We start from the raw sequence: 20,178 nt of genomic DNA on the forward strand, positions 1-20,178 counted from the left end.
CGCGGCGGAGCCGCACCTGACTCAGCCCCGCGCCCCTTCCGGGGCGCCCGACACGTCGTACGATGCCCTGCGTGACGCACGACGACGCTCCGCCGCTGGCGGACCTCATGCCGTGGTCCGTCGCACCGCCGCGGCTCGGCCGGGGCTGGCCGGCGGCCCCCGACGCGGCGTCCCTGAAGGCCCGCTGGGACGCCTTGGTGAAGGCCGAGGGACCCGACCGCGAGACCCTGTTCGAGCCGACCCGCTCGCGCACGCTGCACACGGCGGTCGGCCAGTTGCCCGGCCGGACGGGCGGCACGGAGAAGCTGCTCCGCGCCTCGGGCCCGTGCCCCGAGCCGGTGCGCGTGCTGCGCACGCCCTTCGACGAACAGTGGCTGATCCCCGACCAGCGGCTGATCGACGCGGCCCGCCCGGAGCTGTGGCGGGTGGCGGACGAACGGCAGGTCTTCGTGGTGGAGACGCCCGAGACCCTCGCGCCTCCCCTCCTCGTCACCTCGCTGCTCCCGCTGCTCCGCCCCGGCCGCGTCCGACCGCTGTTCCGGCGACCGGGCGGGCGGGAGCCGAACCTGGCCCCCGGCCTGCTGGAGCACCTGGGCACCCGCCTGGGCGACGCCCCCGCACCGCTGGACGTGCTGGCCTGGATCACGGCGACGGCCCGCCCGGACCTCACCGTCCCGCTCACCGGTGACGCCGATGCGTGGGCGCGGGGTCTGGAGCTGGGCCACCGCCTGCTGTGGCTGATGCGCCGTGACGGCGAACGCCCGAAGCTCCCCGGCGGCCGCCGCCCCTACGTCCGGGCCCCGCTGCCCTCCCGGCCCCTGACCCTGGACTACGACAGGGACGAGGAGGCCCTGCTGCTGGACGAGGGCCGCATCTCCCCGGTGCCGCCGGAGGCCTGGGACTTCGAGGCGGGCGGGGTCCGCGTCCTGGAGCAGTGGTTCGCGGCGCGCGTCGCCGAGGCCGAGCCGGGCACCCTCGCGGCGATCCGCCCGGCGACCTGGTCGCAGACCTGGACCTCGGAACTGCTCGAACTGATCACGGTCCTCGCCCTGCTGGCCGAACTGCGTCCCCTGGAGGAGGAGATGCTCCCGGACCCGATCACAGCGGCCGAACTCCGCGCGGCCGGCCTCCTCCCGGTGCCCGCGACGGCCCGCCGGCCCGCCTCTGTGCTGGACGGCCCCGAGGAGGGCCCGGAGGGCCAGCTCGCGCTGCTCTAGCGCGGAAGGGGGTCCGCTCCTAGCGCAGAGCGGGGTCGTAGGCGTCCATCACGCGTTCCAGCGCCCGCCGGAACACCGCCTCCAGATCGACCGGCCCGCTCTGCTCCATGAAGGCCGCGGCCAGTCGCGGATAAGCGCCGGTGGCCACCTGGCTGCCCAGATAGGCCATACGCACCGCGTTCTCCTCCTCCTCGGACCACGGCATGGAGCGGGTGCGCTCGACGGTGGCGATGTCGTTCGCGGTGTACGTCGACACGATGCCGTTGAGCAGCGCGATCAGCTCCGTCTTCGTACCGGCCGGCACGTCGAGCGGTTCGAGGCAGGCCAGGCAGTGCTCCAGGTAGCGCAGGGTGTTGGGGCTGAAGCCGTGCACTCCCGCCATCAGGCGCGGCACCCAGGTGTGGCGGTACATGATGGCCCGCGTCTCCTCCGCGTTGCGGAGCATGTCGGCACGCCAGTCGCCCGTGGGTTCGAACATCTCGTGCTCGGCACCGACGGCGTCCACCATCAGCTCGTACAGATCCTCCTTTCGGGGGACGTAGTTGTACAGCGACATCGTGCCGCAGCCCAACTCCGCCGCGACATGCCGCATGGACACCCCGTCGAGCCCCTTGGCGTCGGCGATCCGCACCGCCGCCGCCGCGATTCCGGCGCGGGTGAACGCCGGTTTCGGCCCACGGCCGGTGCGCTCGGGGCGCGCCCAGATCACTTCGGGTACGGCCGCTCGGCCCGCCATCGATCATCACCTCGGCCACCATCCTAGTTACGTACAGCGTACGTAGTGCGCTATGGTCGAGCCATGACTTCTACGTACGCTGTACTTAGTGAGGGTCTCGAGAAGCGATTCGGGGAGGTCCGTGCCGTGCGCGGACTGGACCTCGCGGTGGCCGAGGGCACGGTGTGCGGGGTCCTCGGGCCGAACGGCGCGGGCAAGACCACGGCCGTCCGGCTGCTGACCACGCTGCTGCGGCCGGACGCGGGCTCCGCGCGGGTCGCCGGGCACGACCTCGTCCGCGAGGCCGCCGCCGTACGGAGCCGGATCGGCGTCACCGGACAGGACACCTCGATCGACGGGGACCTGACCGGACGCCAGAACCTCCAGCTGTTCGGCCGGCTGCACCGGGTGCGCGGTCCGGCAGCCCGGACCGCGGAACTCCTCGACCGCTTCGGTCTGACGGAGGCCGCCGACCGGCCCGCGTCCACCTGGTCCGGCGGCATGCGCCGCCGCCTGGACCTGGCGGCGAGCCTGATCCGCCGCCCCGACGTGCTGTTCCTGGACGAACCGACCACCGGCCTCGACCCGGCCAGCCGCAACCTCATCTGGGACGCGGTGCGCGATCTGACCGCCGAGGGCACGACCGTGCTCCTCACCACCCAGTACCTGGAGGAGGCCGACCAGCTCGCCGACGACATCGCCCTGGTGGACCGGGGCCGGGTCGCGCACACGGGGTCGCCGGCGCAGCTCAAGGCGCTCGTCGGGGCGCATGCCGAGGTCGTCGTGACGGACGCGGACGTGCTGGTGAGGGCGGCGGGCGTGCTCGACCGGCTCACGGGCGCGCAGCCGTCGTTCGACCACGAGCGCAACGCCGTCGGCGCGGTCAGCAAGGACCCGACACTCACCCTCCCGCTGCTGGTGCGCGCACTGGACTCGGCGGGTGTGCCCCTGCTCGACGTGAGCCTGCGGCCACCGACGCTGGACGACGTGTTCCTGCGCCTGACCGAGACCACCACCGAGGAAAGGGAGGCCGCCGCATGAGCACGCTGGCGTACGACGGGACCGCGATGCTGGGACGCCAGTTGCTGCGGATGCGGAACAACCCGGGGCTGCTGATCCTCACCCAGACGATGCCGGTCAGCATGCTGCTGTTCTTCGGCTATGTGTTCGGCAGCGCGCTGGCGATGCCGGGTGCGGCGTACCGGTCGTTCCTGGTGCCGGGCCTGCTGGTGGCGACCGCCGCGGGCGGCATCATGACCGGCATGTTCCAGGCGGCCCAGGACACACACCGGGGCGTGACGGACCGCTTCCGTACGCTGCCGATGAGCCGGGCGGCCGTACCGCTCGGACAGGCCGCGGCGGACGTGGTGGTCACGACCGTCGGAACGGTGCCGTTCCTGCTGGTGGGGCTCGCGGTGGGCTGGCGGATCGAGGGCCGCCCGCTCGAAGCGGCGGGGGCCGTCGGGCTGTTGCTGCTGTTCCGCTTCGCGTGCACCTGGGCCGGGATCTACCTCGGCCTGCTCACCCGGAACGAGGAGGCGGCCGGTCAGCTGGGCGGGGCGACCTTTCTGCTGCCGCTGCTGTCCAGCGCCTACATCCCGACGACGGGGCTGCCGGGGTGGCTGCGGACGGTCGCCGAGTGGAATCCGATCAGCGCACTGGCGACGGCCCTGCGGGACCTGTTCGGGAACGCGCCCGTGCCCGGTGAAGCGGCCTGGCCGGTGGCCCACCCCGTGGCGGGGTCGCTCCTGTGGTGCGCGGTGCTGCTCGGGATCTTCGTACCGCTGGCCGTGCGTCAGTACGCGCGCGGGGAGCGGTGAACAGGCGGCCGGGAGTACGGAGCCGGACGACGCCCCCGGTCACTGCCGGGCGGGGATGAGGCACCGACGGGGGGACATGCCGCGCTCGGGAACACACCTGGCGCTGCTGCGTGCCGTGGGGATGACGGACGACGAGTGCGCAGCGTGACGCCGGGGGCGGTGTGACCGCCCGAGCGCGGGCCCCTACCTGCCGCCGAACAGCGAGCGGCGCAGTCGGCGCAGCGGTGCGAAGAGCGAGACGCGACGCACGCGTGCTCCCCTGCCACTGCGGTCGTGCGGCTGACGCGCGGTCAGTTCACGCATCAGCGAGGTCGCCTCGACCGTCTCCCGCTGCGGGACGGCGGGACCGCCCAGCACCGACAGATGGCGGTCGAGGCGCGAACTGGTCGCGCTGCTCCCGCAGGTGATCGCAGGGACCCTCGCCCTGCTGCGCACTGTTATCTGTTCCATGTCACTCCCCACCCGTACGAGTCCACCCGGCCCGGGCAGGTTAACCCTATCGCCCCGCCCGGGCACTCGTGTATCGCGGTCACAGGATTCACCTTCCCCATAAGGGGGTTGACGATGTATCTCCGATTACTCTCCGAATCCAACAGATTTCAGGGCGAGTTGGACGATGGGCTGGGTGGTGGGCTGCGGGGATCCGCCGGCGGGCTCGACGGTCACGGCCAGTGACGTCGCGGAGGAGCCGAGACTGGTCGCGACCAGGGGCGTGTCGCCCTTGAGCAGCCCCAGGGAGCGTGGTTGCGCGCCCGGGCGCATGAGCCACAACTGGTGCACTCGGCCGCCCGACGGGGTGCCGTATCCGCCGAGGGTGACCACCGCACTCCCCTCCGTCGCGGAAGCGATCACTCCGATGGTTCTGCCCCGTGGGTCCCGGCCGCTGCTCGCACGGGCGTCCGGAGCGGCCAGAACGTGGGCGATCTCACGTGACCGGTCCCGCTCGGCGGTCAGTTCGTCCTGGGTCCGGTTCGCCTGTACGGCGAACAGCGAGGCGACGACGAGGGCCGCGGCGGCGGTGGCCGTGGCGAAGGGCACGAACAGCGGGATCCGGCGCCGCCCCCGCTGCCGCGGCGGCGGCTGGTTGCCCCACACGTGCGGCGGCAGCTGCGTCGCCCGCGCGCGGGCCGGCTCGCGCACCGCCTCCTGGGGCACCGGGTCCTGCGGAGTCGTCCGTACGGCGGCCATGACGCGGTCGCGCATCGCGGCCGGGGCCGGGGCGGCCGTCGACCAGGCGAGCCGGACGGCGTCCTCGGACAGGTCACGCACCTCGGCGGCGCAGCGGTCGCAGTCCTTCATATGCCTCTCGAAACGGACCCGTTCCGGGGGTTCCAGGGCGTCGAGCGCGTAGGGCGCGGCGAGCGAGTGCGGGTCCTCGCGGCGGAAGAGGCTCATGCCACGCCTCCGAGGCACTCGCGCATCCGGGTCAGCCCGTCGCGCATCCGCGTCTTGACGGTGCCCAGCGGCAGGGAGAGCCGCTCGGCCACCTCACGGTAGGTGTAGCCCTCGTAGTAGGCGAGGGTGACGGACTGACGCTGGAGTTCGGTGAGGCGGTCCAGGCAGCGGCGTACCCACTCGCGTTCGAGTCCCGCCTCGACCTCCTCGGTCACCTGGTCGAAGGCCGGGAAGTGGGCGCGCCAGGCCTCGCGCTGCTCGCGCTCCCCCGCCGCGCGGGCGCTGCGCACCCGGTCGACGGCACGGCGGTGGGCGAGGGTGAGGATCCAGGACAGCGCGCTCCCCCGGTCCGGGTCGAACTTTGCGGCGGACCGCCACAGTTCGAGCAGCACCTCCTGAGCCACCTCCTCCGACTGGGCCGGATCGCGCACCACCCGCCGCACCAGACCGAACACCGGGCCGGACACCAGTCCGTACAGCTCCTCGAAGGCCTGGTGGTTCCCGCCCGCCACGAGCAGCAGCAGCTCGTCCGCCTCCACTCGTTCCCCCTCTCCGAGGCCGCATCGGGCCTGTCCCCTCACACGAGGTATTCGCAACGCACACACCTCCGGATGGGGTTACGGATCAACTCGCCGAAAACGCGGGTCCCTGGCGATGAAACAACTTTTCAGTCCCGCCGTAAGAACGTTTGAGATTCGACCAATCCGCTCTGCCGGCCACTCCGAATGGCGTGTGTCAGGCAAGTTGGCACCGAGGACGGACGGCATGACACCTAGCTTCAGGACCGGCGCGGGGCGCCGGAGCATCGCGACTGTGATCTGTGGTGCGCTGGCATCCGGCGGGCTCGCCGCCGCCGGTGTGACCGCGCTGGCACCTGAGGAGGCCTCCGCCTCCAGCCACCGCGAGGCCCCGCTGATCTCGGGGACCCCGCAGTTCGACAACACCGACGTGTACGCGTTCGTCAGCCCGGACAAGCCGGACACGACGACCATCGTCGCAAACTGGATCCCCATGGAGGAACCGGCGGGCGGGCCCAACTTCTTCACGTTCGCCGAGGACGCCGAGTACGACCTGCGCATCGACAGCAACGGCGACGCGCAGGAAGACCTGCTGTTCCGGTACACGTTCAAGACGCACACCAAGAACGACAAGACGTTCCTGTACAACACGGGCCCGGTCGAGAGCCTCGACGACCCCGACCTCAACATCACGCAGACGTACGACCTCGAGCTGATCAAGCTGAAGGACCTGAAGGCGGTCTCGAAGACCAAGGTCGCCGACGATGTGCCGGTGGCGCCGTCGAACGTCGGCAAGGCGTCGATGCCGGACTACAACACCCTGCGCAAGCAGGCGATCCACAAGCTCGCCGGGGGCGCGCAGACGTTCGCCGGGCAGGCCGACGACCCGTTCTTCCTGGACCTGAGGGTCTTCGACCTGCTGTACGGCGGGAACCTCTCCGAGGTCGGCAACGACACGCTCAAGGGCTACAACGTCAACTCGATCGCCCTGCAGGTCCCCAACAGCTTCATAGCCGAGTCGCACGAGCAGCCGATCGTCGGCATCTGGTCGACGACACAGCGCAAGAACGCCAAGGGCTACTTCTCCCAGGTCTCGCGTCTCGGCATGCCGCTGGTGAACGAGGTCGTCAACCCGATCAAGGACAAGGACAAGTTCAACGCGTCCGCGCCCCGGGACGACGCCCAGTTCCTGGAGAACGTCACCAACCCGGAGCTGCCCAAGCTCATCGAGGCGATCTACAAGATCCCGGCGCCCGACGAGCCGCGCAACGACCTGGTCGACGTGTTCCTCAAGGGCGTCAAGGACCTCAACCAGCCGCCGCATGTGACGCCGTCGGAGCAGCTGCGGCTCAACACCTCCATCAAGCCGGCCGCCAAGCCCAAGCGGCTGGGTGTCCTGGACGGTGACAACGCGGGCTTCCCGAACGGGCGTCGGCTGACCGACGACGTGATCGACGCGTCGCTCCAGGTCGTCGAGGGTGAGCTGCTCGGCGCCAAGAACGACCTCGGCGACGCGGTGAACGAGAACGACAAGAAGTTCGGCAAGTCCTTCCCCTACCTGGCCAACCCGACCGAGGGTTCGCGCGGCCCGCTCGCCAAGGGCGTGGACGGCGGCAACGACGTCCGCAGCCAGCTGGGCGACGCACTGCAGCCGGCCGGCGCCGAGGGCTCGGACGACATGCGCCTGATCGCCGCGTCCGCCGGGGCCGGCGCGGGCGGAATCGTCCTGATCGGCGCGGCCCTGATGTGGTGGCGCCGTATGCGGAACCGGGCGTACTGACCCGTTCCGCTCCCCCTGTCTGGCGCGGCCCGTTCCCACCCATCCCCCACGGCACGGGCCGCGCCTCCCACCTCCGCACACCCGCACCCAGCACCCGCACAGCCGACTGAGGAGACCCATGCCTCCGCGTACGACGGACAGCGCACCGGAGAGGCGCGACGACGACCGCCCACGCCCGGATCACGAGCCGGCCGCGGAGGCAGGGCACGAGCACGCTGCCGACCCGGCCGTCGAGCCGGAGGCTGAAGCCGCCGCCGGGCGTGACGCGGAGGCCGGCGAAGCACAGGCCGATGAGCGGGCCCCCCGGCCGGACAGCGCCGGCGACAACACGCCCTCCGCCGGCGAGGACGTCGACCGGCGCGTGGCCGCGCTGCGGCGGACCGCCGACGGCGCGCGGCGCTGGCGGGCGGCTCATCTGGCCGGGTGCGCCGCGCTGCTGGCCGTCGCGCTCACCGGTGGGGCCATCGCCTTCGGGGGCGCGGGAAACGGTGCGGCCGGCGGCGACGTGGCCGCCGTGTCCGCGGCCGGGGCGCTGTCGCCGGGCACGCTGGCCCGGGGGGATCTCGACTCGGGGATCGCGGCCCTGCAGAAGCACCTCCGGGCCCAGCCGAGGGACTACGGCAGCTGGGCCACCCTCGGCCTCGCCTATGTCGAACAGGCCCGGACGAAGGGCGACCCCTCGCGCTATCCGCAGGCCGAGCGCGCGCTGAAGCGGTCCCTCGCACTGGAGCCCGGGAACGACCCGGCCCTGGCCGGCCAGGCCGCCCTCGCCGCGGCCCGGCACGACTTCCCCGGCGCCCTGAAGTACGCCGACCGGGCCCTGAAGCAGAACCCCTACAACGAACGTGCCCTGTGCACCCGGATCGACGCCCTCGTCGAACTCGGCCGGTACGACGACGCCGAGAAGGCCGCCGACACCGCCGACGACAGGCGCCCCGGCGTGCCCGTCTTCACGCGGTACGCGTACGTGCGGGAGCTGCGCGGCGACGTCCGCACGGCGCGTGAGGTGCTGGAGCGCGCTCTGGACTCCGCCGACTCGCCCGCCGACATCGCGTACGTCGCCACCGCGCTCGGGCAACTCTCCTGGAACCAGGGCGATTACAAGGCGGCCCGCGGCCACTATGCCCGCGCGCTCGCCGCCGACGACTCCTATCTGCCCGCCCTGGAGGGCCGCGCCCGCGCCGAGGCGGCGGACGGTGACCGTGCGACCGCCGTGCGGGGCCTGGAGCAGGTCGTCACCCGCTTCCCGCTGCCCGGCCCGCTCGTCGCCCTCGGCGAGCTGTACGAGGACCGCGGCGGCGACGGCGACCGGGCGAAGGCCGGCGACCAGTACGCCCTGGTCGACGCCTGGACGGCGCTGGCCCGCGCCGGCGGTGTCAACGCCGACCTCGACTCGGCCATGGCCGCCGCCGACCACGGCGACAAGAAGGAGGCCCTGCGCTCCGCCCGCGCCGAGTGGGACCGCCGCCACAGCGTGCACACCGCCGACGCGCTCGCCTGGGCCCTGCACGTCAACGGGCGCGACGAGGAGGCCCTGCCGTACGCCCGCCGGGCCACCGCCACCGGCTACCGCAACGCGGCCTTCCTCTTCCACCGCGGGATCATCGAACGCGCCACCGGCGACGAGCGCGAGGCCCGCGACCATCTGAAGGCCGCGCTCGACCTGAACCCCGGCTTCTCGCCCCTCGGCGCCCACGAGGCCCGTACCGCGCTCAAGGACCTGGAGAAGAACCGGTGACCCTGCGCCGACTGTTCGCGTCCGGCGCCGCCGTCCTCACGGCCGCCTGCGCGCTCACTCTGCTGCCCGCCGCCACGGCGAGCGCCCACCCGCTGGGCAACTTCACCGTCAACCGCTACGACGGTCTCGTCGCCGCGCCCGGCGAACTCCGGGTCCAGCACGTCGAGGACCTCGCCGAGATCCCGGCGACCCAGGCGAAGCCGGACGTCGAGCGGCTGGGCATCGCCCTGTGGGCCCGCGAGCGGTGCGCCACGGCCGCCGCGGACAGCAGGGTGACCGTCGACGGCCGTACCGCGGCTCTCACCGCCGAGCGCAGCCGCGCCCGCGTGCGGCCCGGGCAGGCGCGGCTCGACACCCTCCGTGTGGAGTGCGAGCTGACCGCTCCCCTCCCGAAGGACAAGGAGAGTGTGTCGCTCGGCTTCCGGGGCGCGGGCGCCTCCTCCGGCCCGGGCTGGCGGGAGGTCACGGCGCGTGGCGACCGTATGACCCTCACCGCTTCGGACGTACCCGAGAAGTCGATATCGGCCGAACTGACCAAGTATCCCGAGGAGTTGCTCTCCTCTCCGGCCGACACCGCGTCCGCCGCCCTGCGGGTGCGCCCCGGCGGGGCGGCGCTGGCCGAGGAGGAGTCGGACGCCCCGGCCGCCTCCGTGCTGCCGCGCGGCGCCGACCGCTGGACGCGCGCCCTGGACGAGCTGGTCGCCCGGCACGACCTCACCGCGGGCTTCGCCGCGCTGGCTCTCGGCATCGCCGTCGTCCTCGGTGCGATGCACGCGATCGCCCCGGGCCACGGCAAGACCATCATGGCCGCGACGGCGGCGGCCCGGGGCGGTCAGGCCCGGATGAAGGACGTCCTGCCCATGGCCGCCTCGGTGACGGTCACCCACACCCTGGGCGTGGTCGCCCTGGGGCTCCTGGTCACGGCCGGTTCGGCGGCGGCCCCCTCGGTGATCGCCTGGCTCGGCGTCGCCAGCGGCCTGCTGGTGACGCTGGCCGGCGCGAGCCTGGTCCGCCGCGCGCTGCGCAGCCGCGCGCCCCACCCCCACGCGCACACCCATGACCACGATCACGAGCACGATCACCGGCATGAGCACACGGGCCACAGCCACACGCACGACCACCACCATGATGATCACGCGCACGACGATCACCACCACCACGACCACAGCCACCCGCACGACCACGCTCACCCCCACTCCCACCCGCACACGGTCGTGCACACCCACGGCGGCTTCACCCACTCCCACCCCGTCGCCCCCACCCTGCGCGGCACGATCCTCATGGGCTTCGCGGGCGGACTCGTGCCCAGCCCGTCCGCCGTGGTGGTGCTGGTCGGCGCCGCAGCCCTCGGGCAGGCCTGGTTCGGTCTGCTGCTCGTCGTCGCGTACGGCGTCGGGCTGGCGCTCACCCTGACGGCGTGCGGGTACGCCGTCGTCAAGGCGGGCAGCGGGATGACACGGCTCCTGGACCGGCGCCCCCGCTGGACGGCGGGCCCGATGGCGGCCCTGATACGCCGCACCGCCCCGCTCGGTTCGGCCTTCGCCGTGGTGGTACTCGGCGCCGGACTGGTGTTCAAGGGGGCGGCATCCGCGCTCGGCTGAGTTACGTTCGTGAGAAAACAGGCGTCAAAGGGAAAGCGGACGTCGTGAGGAAAACCGACCTCGTGGGGAAGACAGACCTCGTGGAGATTTCGCCCGGCTGCGAATGGGGGCTCCGTGTCCGAAGAACCGGGCCATGAGCGTGTGATCGCGGGCCGCTACCGGCTCCTGGCGCCGCTGGGCGAGGGCGGCATGGGGACGGTGTGGCGCGCCCGCGACGAGGTGCTGCACCGTGAGGTCGCCGTCAAGGAGGTGCGCGCCCCGGCCGGGCTGGCCGGCGACGACGTGCAGCGGATGTACGCCCGGCTGGAGCGGGAGGCGTGGGCGGCCGCCCGGGTCGCCAGCGGGAACGTGGTGACCGTATACGACGTGGCCACGGACGGCGGCCGGCCGTGGATCGTCATGGAGCTGGTCCGCGGGCTCTCGCTGGCGGAGGTGCTGGACGCCGAGGGCCCGATGCCGCCGCAGCGGGCCGCGCACGTCGGCGCCGAGGTGCTGGCCGCGCTGCGGGTCGCGCACGAGGCCGGGGTGCTGCACCGGGACGTGAAGCCGGCCAACGTGCTGATCTCGAACGACGGCCGGATCGTGCTCACCGACTTCGGGATCGCCATGGTCGAGGGCAGTTCCGCGCTGACCATGACCGGGGAGGTCATCGGCTCGCCCGAGTTCCTCGCCCCGGAGCGGGCGCTCGGCCGCACGCCGGGCCCGGAGTCGGACCTGTGGTCGCTCGGGGTGCTGCTGTACGCGGCGGTCGAGGGCCACTCCCCGTTCCGCCACGACACGCCGCTGAGCACGCTGCGCGCGATCGTCGACGAGGAGCTGCCGCCGCCGTACCGGGCCGGTCCGCTCGCCCCGGTCATCGAGGGACTGCTGCGCAAGGATCCCGAGCAGCGACTGCCGCCCGAGCGGGCCGAGCAGGAGTTGCGGGTCATCGCCGCGGGCGGGACACCGAGCGCGGACACCACGCGGGCGGTCCCTTACCCGCCGCCGTCCGCTGCCCGCGCCGAGCCCGCCGCCACGCCCCCGATGCCTTTCCCGGGGCAGCCGATGCCCGCCGGCTCGGGTGCGACGACGACGGCCACCCGTCACGATCGCGACCGCCGGACCGGCCGGGTGCTGGTCGCGGGCGTGGTCGCGCTGGCCCTCGCGGTGGGCGGGCTGACGTACGCGCTGCTGAACAACGGGGGCGGTGACGGCTCCCGGGGCAACGGCCAGGGTGCCGGGGAGAGTACGCCGGCCGAGACCGGCCCCAAGGAGAACACCGGGAGCGGGAAGTCGAGCCCCTCCCCGACGCCGAGCGAGAGCGAGAGCAAGGAGACCAGTCCGCCGCCGCAGTCGGTGCGGGTGGCTCTGGAGGGCAAGCGCACGGACTACTCGGGACCGTGCCCGCCGCCGAACGCCGAGGCGCCGCAGTTCACGGCGACGTTCACGGTGGGCCGGCTGCCGGCCGAGGTGCGCTACCGCTGGGTGACGCAGGACGGCTCGGTGCTGGACGGGGGCTGGAAGACGCTGTCGTTCCCGGAGAGCGGCGGTCGCACGAAGCAGGACTCGGTGAACGTGACGACCCGCGAGGAGTCCGGGACGATCGAGAACGAGATCAGCGTCGAGGTACAGGAGCCGGTGCGCACGACGTCCGAGGCGGTGCCGTTCTCTCTGACCTGCGAGACGGAGACCCCGACGGACGGGGCCTCCCCTTCTCCTTCGGACACGGACACGGAGACGGACACGGGCTCGGAGGACTCGGACTCCGGATGACCGGTCAGTCGTTGGCGTTGAGCACCGGCAGATAGCCACCCGACTGGCCCGGGGCCTTCGGGTGGTAGGACTCGCCGATGTTGAGCCAGCTGACGCTGTGCAGCCAGGAGTCGCCGGAGCAGATCTCGTGGCCGGTGAAGGTGGTGCGTACGTCGCCGAAGACGAAGCCGTGGTCGGCGGCGCGCTTGGCGGTGGCGGTGTTCAGGTAGTCGGAGGCGTCGTTGATGGCCTTGCGCTTGGTCTCGGACAGGCCGAGGCAGGTCGCGCCGAGCTTGTAGAAGCGGGGATAGCCGAGCACGACGACACGGGCGTTCGGTGCCTTGGAGCGGATCGCCGAGTACACGCCGTCGAGCTTGCCGGGCAGCGTGGAGTCGACGTACGCCCGGGCGGTGTTGATGCGGGAGACGCAGGAGCTGTCGGACTGGGTCACACAGGTCGTCATGACGTCGGCGAATCCGGCGTCGTTGCCGCCCACGGTGACGGAGACGAGGGCGGTGGCACTGCCGAGCGGGCCGAGCTGACCGGACAGAACATCACCCGTTCGGGCGCCCGAGCAGGCGGTGAAGTCGAAGGTCGAGGGTGAGTGGGCGGCTGCCCAGAGGTAGGGGAAGGCCTTGGTGCTGCGCTTGCAGTCGCCGCTGGAGCTGATGTAGCTGCCGGCGCCCACTCCGGAGGAGTAGGAGTCACCGAGCGCCACATAGCCGCCAGTTGCTGCGAGTGAGGACGCCTGCGCCGTCGCGGCCCCGGTGAGGGCGGTGCCGACGGCGAGGAGGAGCGAGCTCACGAGGACGACAAGTCGGGAACGTCTCATGGAACCTCCCTTTAGCAGGATCTCTGCCATAACCGTCGTAGCAGCTACGCGTGTTGACAGGAAGTGTCCATGCCAACTCTGTTGATTTATTTCGTGCTCATGACAGATTTGTTGACTAGTGCTCAACTCTCTTGTTCTACGCCGGTAGATGGCCGACGCTTTACTCCGGCCGGGAGCGGAACGCGACGCTCCCCGGCCGGAGTGCGCGAGCACGCGCACCACCCCCACATGACGCGCGCCCCACCCAGGCGCGCGCCGCCTAGAGGAGGACTCCCTCGTAATGGCACAACTGCGTAGCAAGAGACTCGGACTCGCCGCGATCACCCTGTCGGCGACCACCGCCCTCGTGGGCGGGCTCACCGCCCTCCCCGCCCAGGCCGCTCCCGCCGAGGGCCGGGTGCTCGCCGCGGACTCCCCGACCGCCGTCAAGGACAGCTACATCGTCACGCTCAAGAAGAGCGCGGGGCTGAAGGCGTCCTCGGCCGCGGGCAAGGGCCTGGTGAAGGAGTACGGCGGCACGGTCGACAGGACCTTCGGCAAGGCGCTGAACGGCTACTCCGCCGTCCTCTCCGCCACCGAGGCCAAGCGGCTCGCCGCCGACCCGGCGGTGGCGACGGTCGAGCAGAACCAGCGCGTCCAGGCCGCCGCCACCCAGACCAACGCCCCCTGGGGTCTGGACCGCATCGACCAGACCTCGCTCCCGCTCTCCGGCACCTACACCTACCCGGACAGCGCGGGCAGCGGCGTGACGGTCTATGTGATCGACACCGGTGTGCGCGTCACCCACCAGCAGATCAGCGGCCGTGCCGCACACGGTTACGACGCCGTCGACGGCGACAACAACGCCTCCGACGGCAACGGCCACGGCACCCATGTGGCCACCACGATCGCGGGCACGACCTACGGTGTCGCCAAGAAGGCGAAGATCGTGGGCGTGCGGGTGCTGAACAACAGCGGCTCCGGCACCACGGCCGGTGTGATCGCGGGCATCGACTGGGTGACGCAGAACCACTCCGGCCCCTCGGTCGCCAACATGTCGCTCGGCGGCGGCGCCTCGGCCTCGCTGGACACGGCGGTCCGCAACTCCATAGCAAGCGGCGTCACCTACGCCGTCGCCGCGGGCAACAGCAGCACCACCGCCTCCTCGTCCTCCCCGGCCCGGGTCGCCGAGGCGATCACGGTCGGCGCCACCACCAGCACCGACGCCAAGGCGAGCTACTCCAACTACGGCTCGGCCCTGGACATCTTCGCGCCCGGCTCGTCCATCACGGCCGGCTGGCACACCAGCGACACCGCCACCAACACCATCTCCGGCACCTCGATGGCGACCCCGCACGTCGCGGGCGCCGCGGCGGTCTACCTGGCGGGCCACACCTCCTCCACCCCGGCCCAGGTCGCCTCGGCCCTGGTCGCCGGCGCCACCACCGGCAAGGTCACGAGCGCGGGTACGGGCTCGCCGAACCGGCTGCTGAAGCTCGTGCAGTAACCGGCACGGACACCGGAACCTGAACACCTGTTCCCCGGAGGCGGGTCACGCCTCCGGGGAACAGCTGCTTCCGCGACCGGAAGCTTTCAACTTACGGCCCACAAAAGACATCACGTAACGGCCAAACCAACAAAAACGTGAGGGGCCGTTCCAGGTCTTGCCATACGGGTTCAATCGTCAATACCGTCATACATCTCACCCGCATCGGTCCGTCAGTACGCGGCTCTAGGGGAGGGCTCAAGGACCGCGACGTACCGGCGCGGGGCGCGGTAGGGGGGTGCCGTGCTCGGTGACCGCTTTCGGTGGCCGGGCCGTGCCGCGCGGTCGGCTGCCGTTTTCGCGGCCGGCCAGTTTTGCCAGCTCACCCGGCGTGCCCGAAGCTCCATCTCGGCGTGCCACGGGTGAGAACCCCCCTTTCGAACCGGATTGGATCCGGACTGCCCTGGGGGGGCGGTCCACCGGACGAGAGGGCCCAGACTCATGAGCTCAGTTCTGCAGCCGGCCGCCGCGGAGCAGCATCCGCCGGTCGCCGGGAAGTACCGGCCCGTCTCCTCTCACCTGGCCATCGCGCCGCCGGTGAGCGTGGTCATCCCGGCCATGAACGAGGCGGAGAACCTTCCGTACGTCTTCAAGACCCTGCCCGACTGGATACACGAAGTGGTCCTGGTCGACGGGAACTCCACCGACGACACCGTCCAGGTGGCCCGCGAGCTGTGGCCCGAGGTGAAGGTCGTCGAGCAGCGCGGCAAGGGCAAGGGCGACGCCCTGATCACCGGGTTCCAGGCCTGCACCGGCGACATCATCGTGATGGTCGACGCGGACGGCTCGGCCGACGGGGGCGAGATCCTGTCGTACGTCTCCGCCCTGGTCTCCGGCGCGGACTTCGCCAAGGGCTCCCGTTTCGCCAACGGCGGCGGCACCGACGACATGACCTTCATCCGCAAGCTCGGCAACTGGGCGCTGTGCACGGTCGTCAACCGCAAGTTCGGCGCCCGCTACACCGACCTGTGCTACGGGTACAACGCGTTCTGGCGGCACTGCCTCGACAAGATCGACCTCGACTGCACCGGCTTCGAGGTCGAGACCCTGATGAACATCCGGGTCGTCAAGGCCGGGCTCAAGGTGCAGGAGATCCCGAGCTACGAGTATCTGCGCATCCACGGCACCAGCAATCTGCGGGCCGTGCGGGACGGGCTGCGCGTGCTGCGGGTGATCCTCCAGGAGCGCTCCAACCGCCGTGCGCTGCGCCGCCGTTCGGACCGGTCGCCGATGGTGGACGCCATGCGGGGAGAGGTGTCTTGAGCGGTCCCGGCATCTCCGTCGTGATCTGCGCGTACACCGAGGACCGCTGGGAGGACATCCTCGCGGCGGTCTCCTCGGTGCGGGCGCAGTCACGGCCTGCCCTGGAGACGCTGCTGGTCGTCGACCACAACGACACGCTGCGGGAGCGACTGGCCAAGGAGTACAAGGAGCCCTCCCGGGGCGCTGTGGTGCGGGTGCTCGCCAACGCGGGCCCCCGTGGCCTGTCCGCGGGCCGCAACACCGGGATCGCGGCGGCGCGCGGCGAGATCGTCGCCTTCCTCGACGACGACGCCGTGGCCGAGCGCGACTGGCTGCGGCACTTCGCCGAGGCGTACACCGACCCGAAGGTGATGGCGGTCGGCGGGCGCACGGTGCCGGTCTGGGCGTCGGGACGGCGGCCGGACTGGTTCCCGCAGGAGTTCGACTGGGTGGTGGGCTGCTCCTACCGGGGTCTGCCGCGCGGCCGGGTCCGGGTGCGCAACGTGCTCGGCGGCAACGCCTCGTTCCGCCGCAGCGCGTTCGACGCGGCGGGCGGCTTCGCCACCGGCATCGGCAGGGACGGCGACAAACGCCCGCTGGGCTGCGAGGAGACGGAACTGTGCATCCGCCTCAGCCGCGCCCGGCCCGACGCGGTGCTGCTGATCGACGACCGGGCGGTGATCCACCACCGGGTGCCGGAGGTCCGCGAGCACTTCCGCTACTTCCGTACGCGCACCTACGCCGAGGGCCTGTCCAAGGCCCTGGTAGCCCGGAGTGTCGGCGCCGGGAAGGGACTCGAGTCGGAGCGCCGGTATACGACCCGGGTGCTGCCGGCCGGGGTGGCCCGGGGCCTGCGGGACGCGCTGCTGGCCCGGCCGGGCGGTGTGGGCCGGGCGGGCGCGATCGTCGCCGGGGTGCTCACGGCGACGGGCGGGTACGTGGTGGGGAGCGTGCGGGCCCGCCGGGGCGGGGCCACGTTCTCGGTGCCCGCGGTGGAGTCGGCTCGGCCGTCCGTGCCGGAGGAGGTGCGGGTCCGTGAGTGACGTACGCGTACCGGTCCTCATGTACCACGCGGTCGCGACCGATCCGAACGACGCGACCCGCGCCCTGTCCGTGACCCCGGAGGCGTTCGCCGAGCAGATGGCGGTGCTCGCGGACCGGGGGCTGCGGCCCCTCACCACAGCCGGACTGGCGGCGTGCTGGCGCTCCGGCCGCCCGCTGCCCGAGCGGCCGGTCCTCATCACGTTCGACGACGGCTACGAGGGCGTGCACCGGCACGCGCTGCCCGTGCTCGCCAAGCACGGCTTCCCGGCCACCCTGTTCGTCTCGACCGGGTGGCTGAAGGGGCCGTACGACACCGGCGGCGGCCTGGACACCATGCTGGACTGGGACCAGGTCCGTGAGCTCGCCGCCTCCGGCGTCGAGATCGGCGGGCACAGCCACAGCCACCCCCAGCTCGACCAGGTCTCCGATGCCACGCTGCGGTTCGAGCTGATCCACTGCAAGGAGATCGTCGCGGACCAACTGGGCACCGTACCGGCCTCGTTCGCCTACCCCTACGGCTACTCCAGCCGCCGGGTCCGGCGGGCGGTGCGCGAGACGGGGTACGCCCAGGCACTCGCCGTGGGCAACGGCCTCGCGCGCCGCGCGCAGGGGCCGTACGCCCTGCGGCGCGTGACGGTGCGCCGCGACACGGGCATCGACGAGTTCGAGCGGGTGATCGACGGACGCGCGATCGCCCGTACGTTCGCCCGGGACCGTGCCCTGACCAAGGGGTACGCGCTGGTCCGCAGGACCCGGCAGGCACGCCGGCTGGTGTCCCGCTCCGGAGTCTGACCCGCGCGGGCTCCGGGGCCTGACTTGCACAGGCCTCGGGGCCTGACCTGCACAGGCTTCGGGGCCTGACCTGCGCGGGAGGAACCCGCCGCGTGCACCGGGAAACCGGGTGCACGCGGCGCCCCGGTGCCGGATCATGGCGGCATGTCTGGAAACCCGCACGAGGCGCTGCCGATCCGGCTCAACGTCGACGACTCCGACTCCCCGTCCGATGTCGTCGACGCGCTGTTCCTCGGCCGCTTCGCGACGGGCGAGCAGCCGTACTCCCACGCGGCGAACATCGACCGCGTACGGTCCGGGGCGGCGCTGATGCCGTCCGGTGCCCGCGTGCTGCGCGTCGCCCGGGACGACGACCGCAGCGCCACGCTGGCGGAGGGCGACGGCTGGACGCTGCTGGTCTCCCGCTGGAACCGGGGCGCCGACGTCACGGTCACGGCGACCAGCGCCGAGCTGGCGCAGAAGGTCCTCGACCAGGCCACGGACGGCGCGGCGGACGAACCCGAACCGCAGCCGGAGAACGTCACGATGGGGTTCTGGTACGTCTCCCCGCGCCGCGGCCCGCACCGCACGACCCGCCAGATCGCGGCGGGCACCTGGGACGAGGTGCGGCCCAACTACACCGCGCCGGTGGCGGACGCCATGGACCGCCTCATGAAGACCACCCCGGAGGACATCGCGGGCCGGCTGCTCCTGCTGCACGGCCCGCCCGGCACCGGCAAGACGTCCGCGCTGCGTACCCTGGCCCGTTCCTGGCGGGACTGGTGCCAGGTGGACTGCGTCCTGGACCCCGAGCGGCTCTTCTCCGACGTCGGCTATCTCATGGACATCGCGATCGGCGAGGAGGACGCGACGGGCAAGGGCCGCTGGCGCCTGCTGCTGCTGGAGGACTGCGACGAGCTGATCCGCGGCGAGGCCAAGCACACGGCGGGCCAGGCACTGTCGAGGCTGCTGAACCTGACGGACGGACTGCTCGGGCAGGGCCGCAACGTCCTGGTCGGTGTCACGACCAACGAGGACCTGGAGCGACTGCACCCCGCCGTCGTCCGCCCCGGCCGCTGCCTGGCCCGGATCGAGGTGGGTCCGCTGACCCGCTCGGAGGCGGTGGGCTGGCTGGGCCACGAGGACGGCGTGGGCCGCGAAGGGGCGACCCTGGCCGAGCTGTACGCGCTGCGCCGGGGCACCTCGCCGACGGCCCTGCCGGAGCCGCGCGGGGACGCCGACGCGGGGCTGTACCTGTAGGAGGTCATCAGTAGGAGGTCCCCGCCGACCGGTGTTTTGATGGGGTTATGACCCTGTTCGTCGGCACGTCCGGGTGGCAGTACAAGGACTGGCGGGACGTCCTGTACCCGTCCGGGCTGCCGATGCGGCTCTGGCTGGAGGAGTACGCCCGGCACTTCGCGACCGTCGAGATCAACAACGCGTTCTACCGGCTGCCGGCCCGGGAGACCTTCGAGGACTGGCGGGGGCGGGTGCCCGGGGACTTCGTCGTCGCGGTCAAGGCGAGCCGCTATCTGACCCACATCAAGCGGCTCAAGGACCCCGAGGAGCCGGTGCACCGCCTGATGAGCCACGCGGCGGGCCTGGGCAGCCGCCTCGGCCCGGTCCTCCTCCAGCTCCCGCCCAACCTGCGTGCCGACCCGGGCCTTCTGGACACCTGTCTCGCCTGCTTCCCCGACTCGGCCCGGGTCGCGGTGGAGCCCCGCCATGACTCCTGGTGGACACCGGAGGTCCGCGCGGTCCTGCGGTCCCGTGGCGCGGCCCTGTGCTGGACCGACGTCCTGGCCCGTCCCGCGACGCCGCTGTGGCGCACCACCGACTGGGGTTACGTCCGCTTCCACCAGGGCCGCGCCCGCCCCTGGCCCCGCTACGGCCGGCGCTCCCTGGCGACCTGGCTCGACCGCATCGCCACGACCTGGCCGGGCGGCGAGGACGTCTACGCGTACTTCAACAACGACCCGGGTGGCGCGGCGGTGGAGGACGCGAGAACGTTCGCGCGGGTGGGGAGGCCGACGGGCCTGGAGATCACCCGGACGCCCGAGCATCTGGCACGGGCCGGCTGAACCGGGCTTCATCTCCGCGACGACGGTGCGCTCGGGAGGGCCGTACGTCGGCCGCGGCACCGTTGTGGCCGCTCGCGCAGTTCCCCGCGCCCCCCCCGCCGCACCCCAGGGGGCGGCGGCCCGGGGGGGCCGGGGACATCCCCGCCAACCCCCCCCCCCCCCCCCCCC

At 72.3% G+C, this 20,178-nt stretch carries 18 protein-coding genes; 13 read left to right on the plus strand and 5 right to left on the minus strand.

Annotated features, from left to right (window positions below; all coding sequences use genetic code 11):
* Window positions 1–62 precede the first annotated feature (62 nt).
* On the plus strand, window positions 63–1,217 hold the full coding sequence (locus ACIBK5_RS20090) for a type ISP restriction/modification enzyme (RefSeq protein WP_399021197.1): 1,155 nt from the start codon (window positions 63–65) through the stop codon (window positions 1,215–1,217).
* A gap of 19 nt (window positions 1,218–1,236) precedes the next feature.
* Here the strand turns inward: ACIBK5_RS20090 and ACIBK5_RS20095 are convergent, their stop codons facing one another.
* Window positions 1,237–1,953 carry a TetR/AcrR family transcriptional regulator gene (locus ACIBK5_RS20095; RefSeq protein ID WP_399021199.1) on the minus strand — a complete coding sequence of 239 codons (717 nt, stop codon included), beginning with the start codon at window positions 1,951–1,953 and terminating at the stop codon, window positions 1,237–1,239.
* A gap of 63 nt (window positions 1,954–2,016) precedes the next feature.
* On the opposite strand from ACIBK5_RS20095, the gene ACIBK5_RS20100 reads away from it, so the two are divergent.
* Window positions 2,017–2,973, plus strand: coding sequence for an ATP-binding cassette domain-containing protein (locus ACIBK5_RS20100; protein WP_399021200.1), 957 nt, complete (start codon window positions 2,017–2,019; stop codon window positions 2,971–2,973).
* A complete protein-coding gene (locus ACIBK5_RS20105; protein ID WP_399021201.1) occupies window positions 2,970–3,752 on the plus strand; it encodes an ABC transporter permease in 783 nt (260 codons plus the stop codon). Before ACIBK5_RS20100 ends, ACIBK5_RS20105 begins: the two co-directional genes overlap by 4 nt.
* A gap of 183 nt (window positions 3,753–3,935) precedes the next feature.
* Here the strand turns inward: ACIBK5_RS20105 and ACIBK5_RS20110 are convergent, their stop codons facing one another.
* The 3 genes from ACIBK5_RS20110 to ACIBK5_RS20120 form a co-directional block, all read right to left on the minus strand.
* Window positions 3,936–4,202, minus strand: a complete 267-nt coding sequence (locus tag ACIBK5_RS20110) for a hypothetical protein (protein ID WP_184562045.1) — start codon at window positions 4,200–4,202, stop codon at window positions 3,936–3,938.
* Between the two features lie 126 nt (window positions 4,203–4,328).
* Window positions 4,329–5,147 carry an anti-sigma factor domain-containing protein gene (locus ACIBK5_RS20115; RefSeq protein WP_399021202.1) on the minus strand — a complete coding sequence of 273 codons (819 nt, stop codon included), beginning with the start codon at window positions 5,145–5,147 and terminating at the stop codon, window positions 4,329–4,331.
* Window positions 5,144–5,686, minus strand: coding sequence for a sigma-70 family RNA polymerase sigma factor (locus ACIBK5_RS20120; RefSeq protein WP_311124859.1), 543 nt, complete (start codon window positions 5,684–5,686; stop codon window positions 5,144–5,146). Before ACIBK5_RS20120 ends, ACIBK5_RS20115 begins: the two co-directional genes overlap by 4 nt.
* Before the next feature lie 226 nt (window positions 5,687–5,912).
* Here ACIBK5_RS20120 and ACIBK5_RS20125 point away from each other — a divergent pair, with 226 nt between their 5' ends.
* The 4 genes from ACIBK5_RS20125 to ACIBK5_RS20140 all read left to right on the plus strand — a co-directional run bounded on the left by ACIBK5_RS20125 (window position 5,913) and on the right by ACIBK5_RS20140 (window position 12,536).
* Window positions 5,913–7,445: a DUF4331 domain-containing protein gene (locus tag ACIBK5_RS20125; RefSeq protein ID WP_399021203.1), complete on the plus strand. Its 1,533-nt coding sequence runs from the start codon at window positions 5,913–5,915 to the stop codon at window positions 7,443–7,445.
* 118 nt (window positions 7,446–7,563) lie between these two features.
* Complete coding sequence (locus ACIBK5_RS20130; RefSeq protein ID WP_399021204.1) at window positions 7,564–9,183, plus strand: tetratricopeptide repeat protein; 1,620 nt, start codon at window positions 7,564–7,566, stop codon at window positions 9,181–9,183.
* Window positions 9,180–10,784 carry a nickel transporter gene (locus ACIBK5_RS20135; RefSeq protein ID WP_399021205.1) on the plus strand — a complete coding sequence of 535 codons (1,605 nt, stop codon included), beginning with the start codon at window positions 9,180–9,182 and terminating at the stop codon, window positions 10,782–10,784. The genes ACIBK5_RS20130 and ACIBK5_RS20135 overlap by 4 nt, the downstream gene beginning before the upstream one ends.
* Before the next feature lie 114 nt (window positions 10,785–10,898).
* Entirely contained in the window at window positions 10,899–12,536 is a 1,638-nt protein-coding gene (locus ACIBK5_RS20140) for a serine/threonine-protein kinase (RefSeq protein WP_399021206.1), read from the plus strand.
* Between the two features lie 4 nt (window positions 12,537–12,540).
* On the opposite strand, the gene ACIBK5_RS20145 is transcribed toward ACIBK5_RS20140, so the two are convergent.
* Window positions 12,541–13,347 (minus strand): SGNH/GDSL hydrolase family protein, encoded by an 807-nt coding sequence (locus tag ACIBK5_RS20145; protein WP_399021207.1) that lies wholly within the window; start codon window positions 13,345–13,347, stop codon window positions 12,541–12,543.
* A gap of 280 nt (window positions 13,348–13,627) precedes the next feature.
* Between ACIBK5_RS20145 and ACIBK5_RS20150 the strand changes: the two genes are divergently transcribed.
* The 6 genes from ACIBK5_RS20150 (at window position 13,628) to ACIBK5_RS20175 (ending at window position 20,010) form a co-directional block, all read left to right on the plus strand.
* Window positions 13,628–14,833, plus strand: a complete 1,206-nt coding sequence (locus ACIBK5_RS20150) for a S8 family peptidase (RefSeq protein WP_399021208.1) — start codon at window positions 13,628–13,630, stop codon at window positions 14,831–14,833.
* Window positions 14,834–15,313: 480 nt separating this feature from the next.
* Window positions 15,314–16,135 carry a glycosyltransferase family 2 protein gene (locus ACIBK5_RS20155; protein WP_399021209.1) on the plus strand — a complete coding sequence of 274 codons (822 nt, stop codon included), beginning with the start codon at window positions 15,314–15,316 and terminating at the stop codon, window positions 16,133–16,135.
* On the plus strand, window positions 16,132–17,157 hold the full coding sequence (locus ACIBK5_RS20160) for a glycosyltransferase family 2 protein (RefSeq protein WP_399021210.1): 1,026 nt from the start codon (window positions 16,132–16,134) through the stop codon (window positions 17,155–17,157). The genes ACIBK5_RS20155 and ACIBK5_RS20160 overlap by 4 nt, the downstream gene beginning before the upstream one ends.
* A complete protein-coding gene (locus ACIBK5_RS20165) occupies window positions 17,150–17,950 on the plus strand; it encodes a polysaccharide deacetylase family protein (RefSeq protein ID WP_399021212.1) in 801 nt (266 codons plus the stop codon). Before ACIBK5_RS20160 ends, ACIBK5_RS20165 begins: the two co-directional genes overlap by 8 nt.
* Before the next feature lie 144 nt (window positions 17,951–18,094).
* A complete protein-coding gene (locus ACIBK5_RS20170) occupies window positions 18,095–19,189 on the plus strand; it encodes a DUF5925 domain-containing protein (protein ID WP_399021213.1) in 1,095 nt (364 codons plus the stop codon).
* A 47-nt stretch (window positions 19,190–19,236) separates the two neighbouring features.
* The gene (locus ACIBK5_RS20175; protein ID WP_399021214.1) at window positions 19,237–20,010 is read left to right on the plus strand and encodes a DUF72 domain-containing protein; all 774 of its coding nucleotides are present in this window, start codon (window positions 19,237–19,239) and stop codon (window positions 20,008–20,010) included.
* Window positions 20,011–20,178 lie beyond the last annotated feature (168 nt).

It is taken from the genome of Streptomyces sp. NPDC050546 (assembly GCF_044457425.1).
Lineage (GTDB): Bacteria > Actinomycetota > Actinomycetes > Streptomycetales > Streptomycetaceae > Streptomyces.

Coding starts and splice junctions, on each gene's coding strand:
- ACIBK5_RS20090 (WP_399021197.1), top strand. CDS start 63: ATGCCCTGCGTGACGCACGACGACGCTCCGCCGCTGGCGGACCTCATG.
- ACIBK5_RS20095 (WP_399021199.1), bottom strand. CDS start 1,953: ATGGCGGGCCGAGCGGCCGTACCCGAAGTGATCTGGGCGCGCCCCGAG.
- ACIBK5_RS20100 (WP_399021200.1), top strand. CDS start 2,017: ATGACTTCTACGTACGCTGTACTTAGTGAGGGTCTCGAGAAGCGATTC.
- ACIBK5_RS20105 (WP_399021201.1), top strand. CDS start 2,970: ATGAGCACGCTGGCGTACGACGGGACCGCGATGCTGGGACGCCAGTTG.
- ACIBK5_RS20110 (WP_184562045.1), bottom strand. CDS start 4,202: ATGGAACAGATAACAGTGCGCAGCAGGGCGAGGGTCCCTGCGATCACC.
- ACIBK5_RS20115 (WP_399021202.1), bottom strand. CDS start 5,147: ATGAGCCTCTTCCGCCGCGAGGACCCGCACTCGCTCGCCGCGCCCTAC.
- ACIBK5_RS20125 (WP_399021203.1), top strand. CDS start 5,913: ATGACACCTAGCTTCAGGACCGGCGCGGGGCGCCGGAGCATCGCGACT.
- ACIBK5_RS20130 (WP_399021204.1), top strand. CDS start 7,564: ATGCCTCCGCGTACGACGGACAGCGCACCGGAGAGGCGCGACGACGAC.
- ACIBK5_RS20145 (WP_399021207.1), bottom strand. CDS start 13,347: ATGAGACGTTCCCGACTTGTCGTCCTCGTGAGCTCGCTCCTCCTCGCC.
- ACIBK5_RS20150 (WP_399021208.1), top strand. CDS start 13,628: ATGGCACAACTGCGTAGCAAGAGACTCGGACTCGCCGCGATCACCCTG.
- ACIBK5_RS20155 (WP_399021209.1), top strand. CDS start 15,314: ATGAGCTCAGTTCTGCAGCCGGCCGCCGCGGAGCAGCATCCGCCGGTC.
- ACIBK5_RS20170 (WP_399021213.1), top strand. CDS start 18,095: ATGTCTGGAAACCCGCACGAGGCGCTGCCGATCCGGCTCAACGTCGAC.
- ACIBK5_RS20175 (WP_399021214.1), top strand. CDS start 19,237: ATGACCCTGTTCGTCGGCACGTCCGGGTGGCAGTACAAGGACTGGCGG.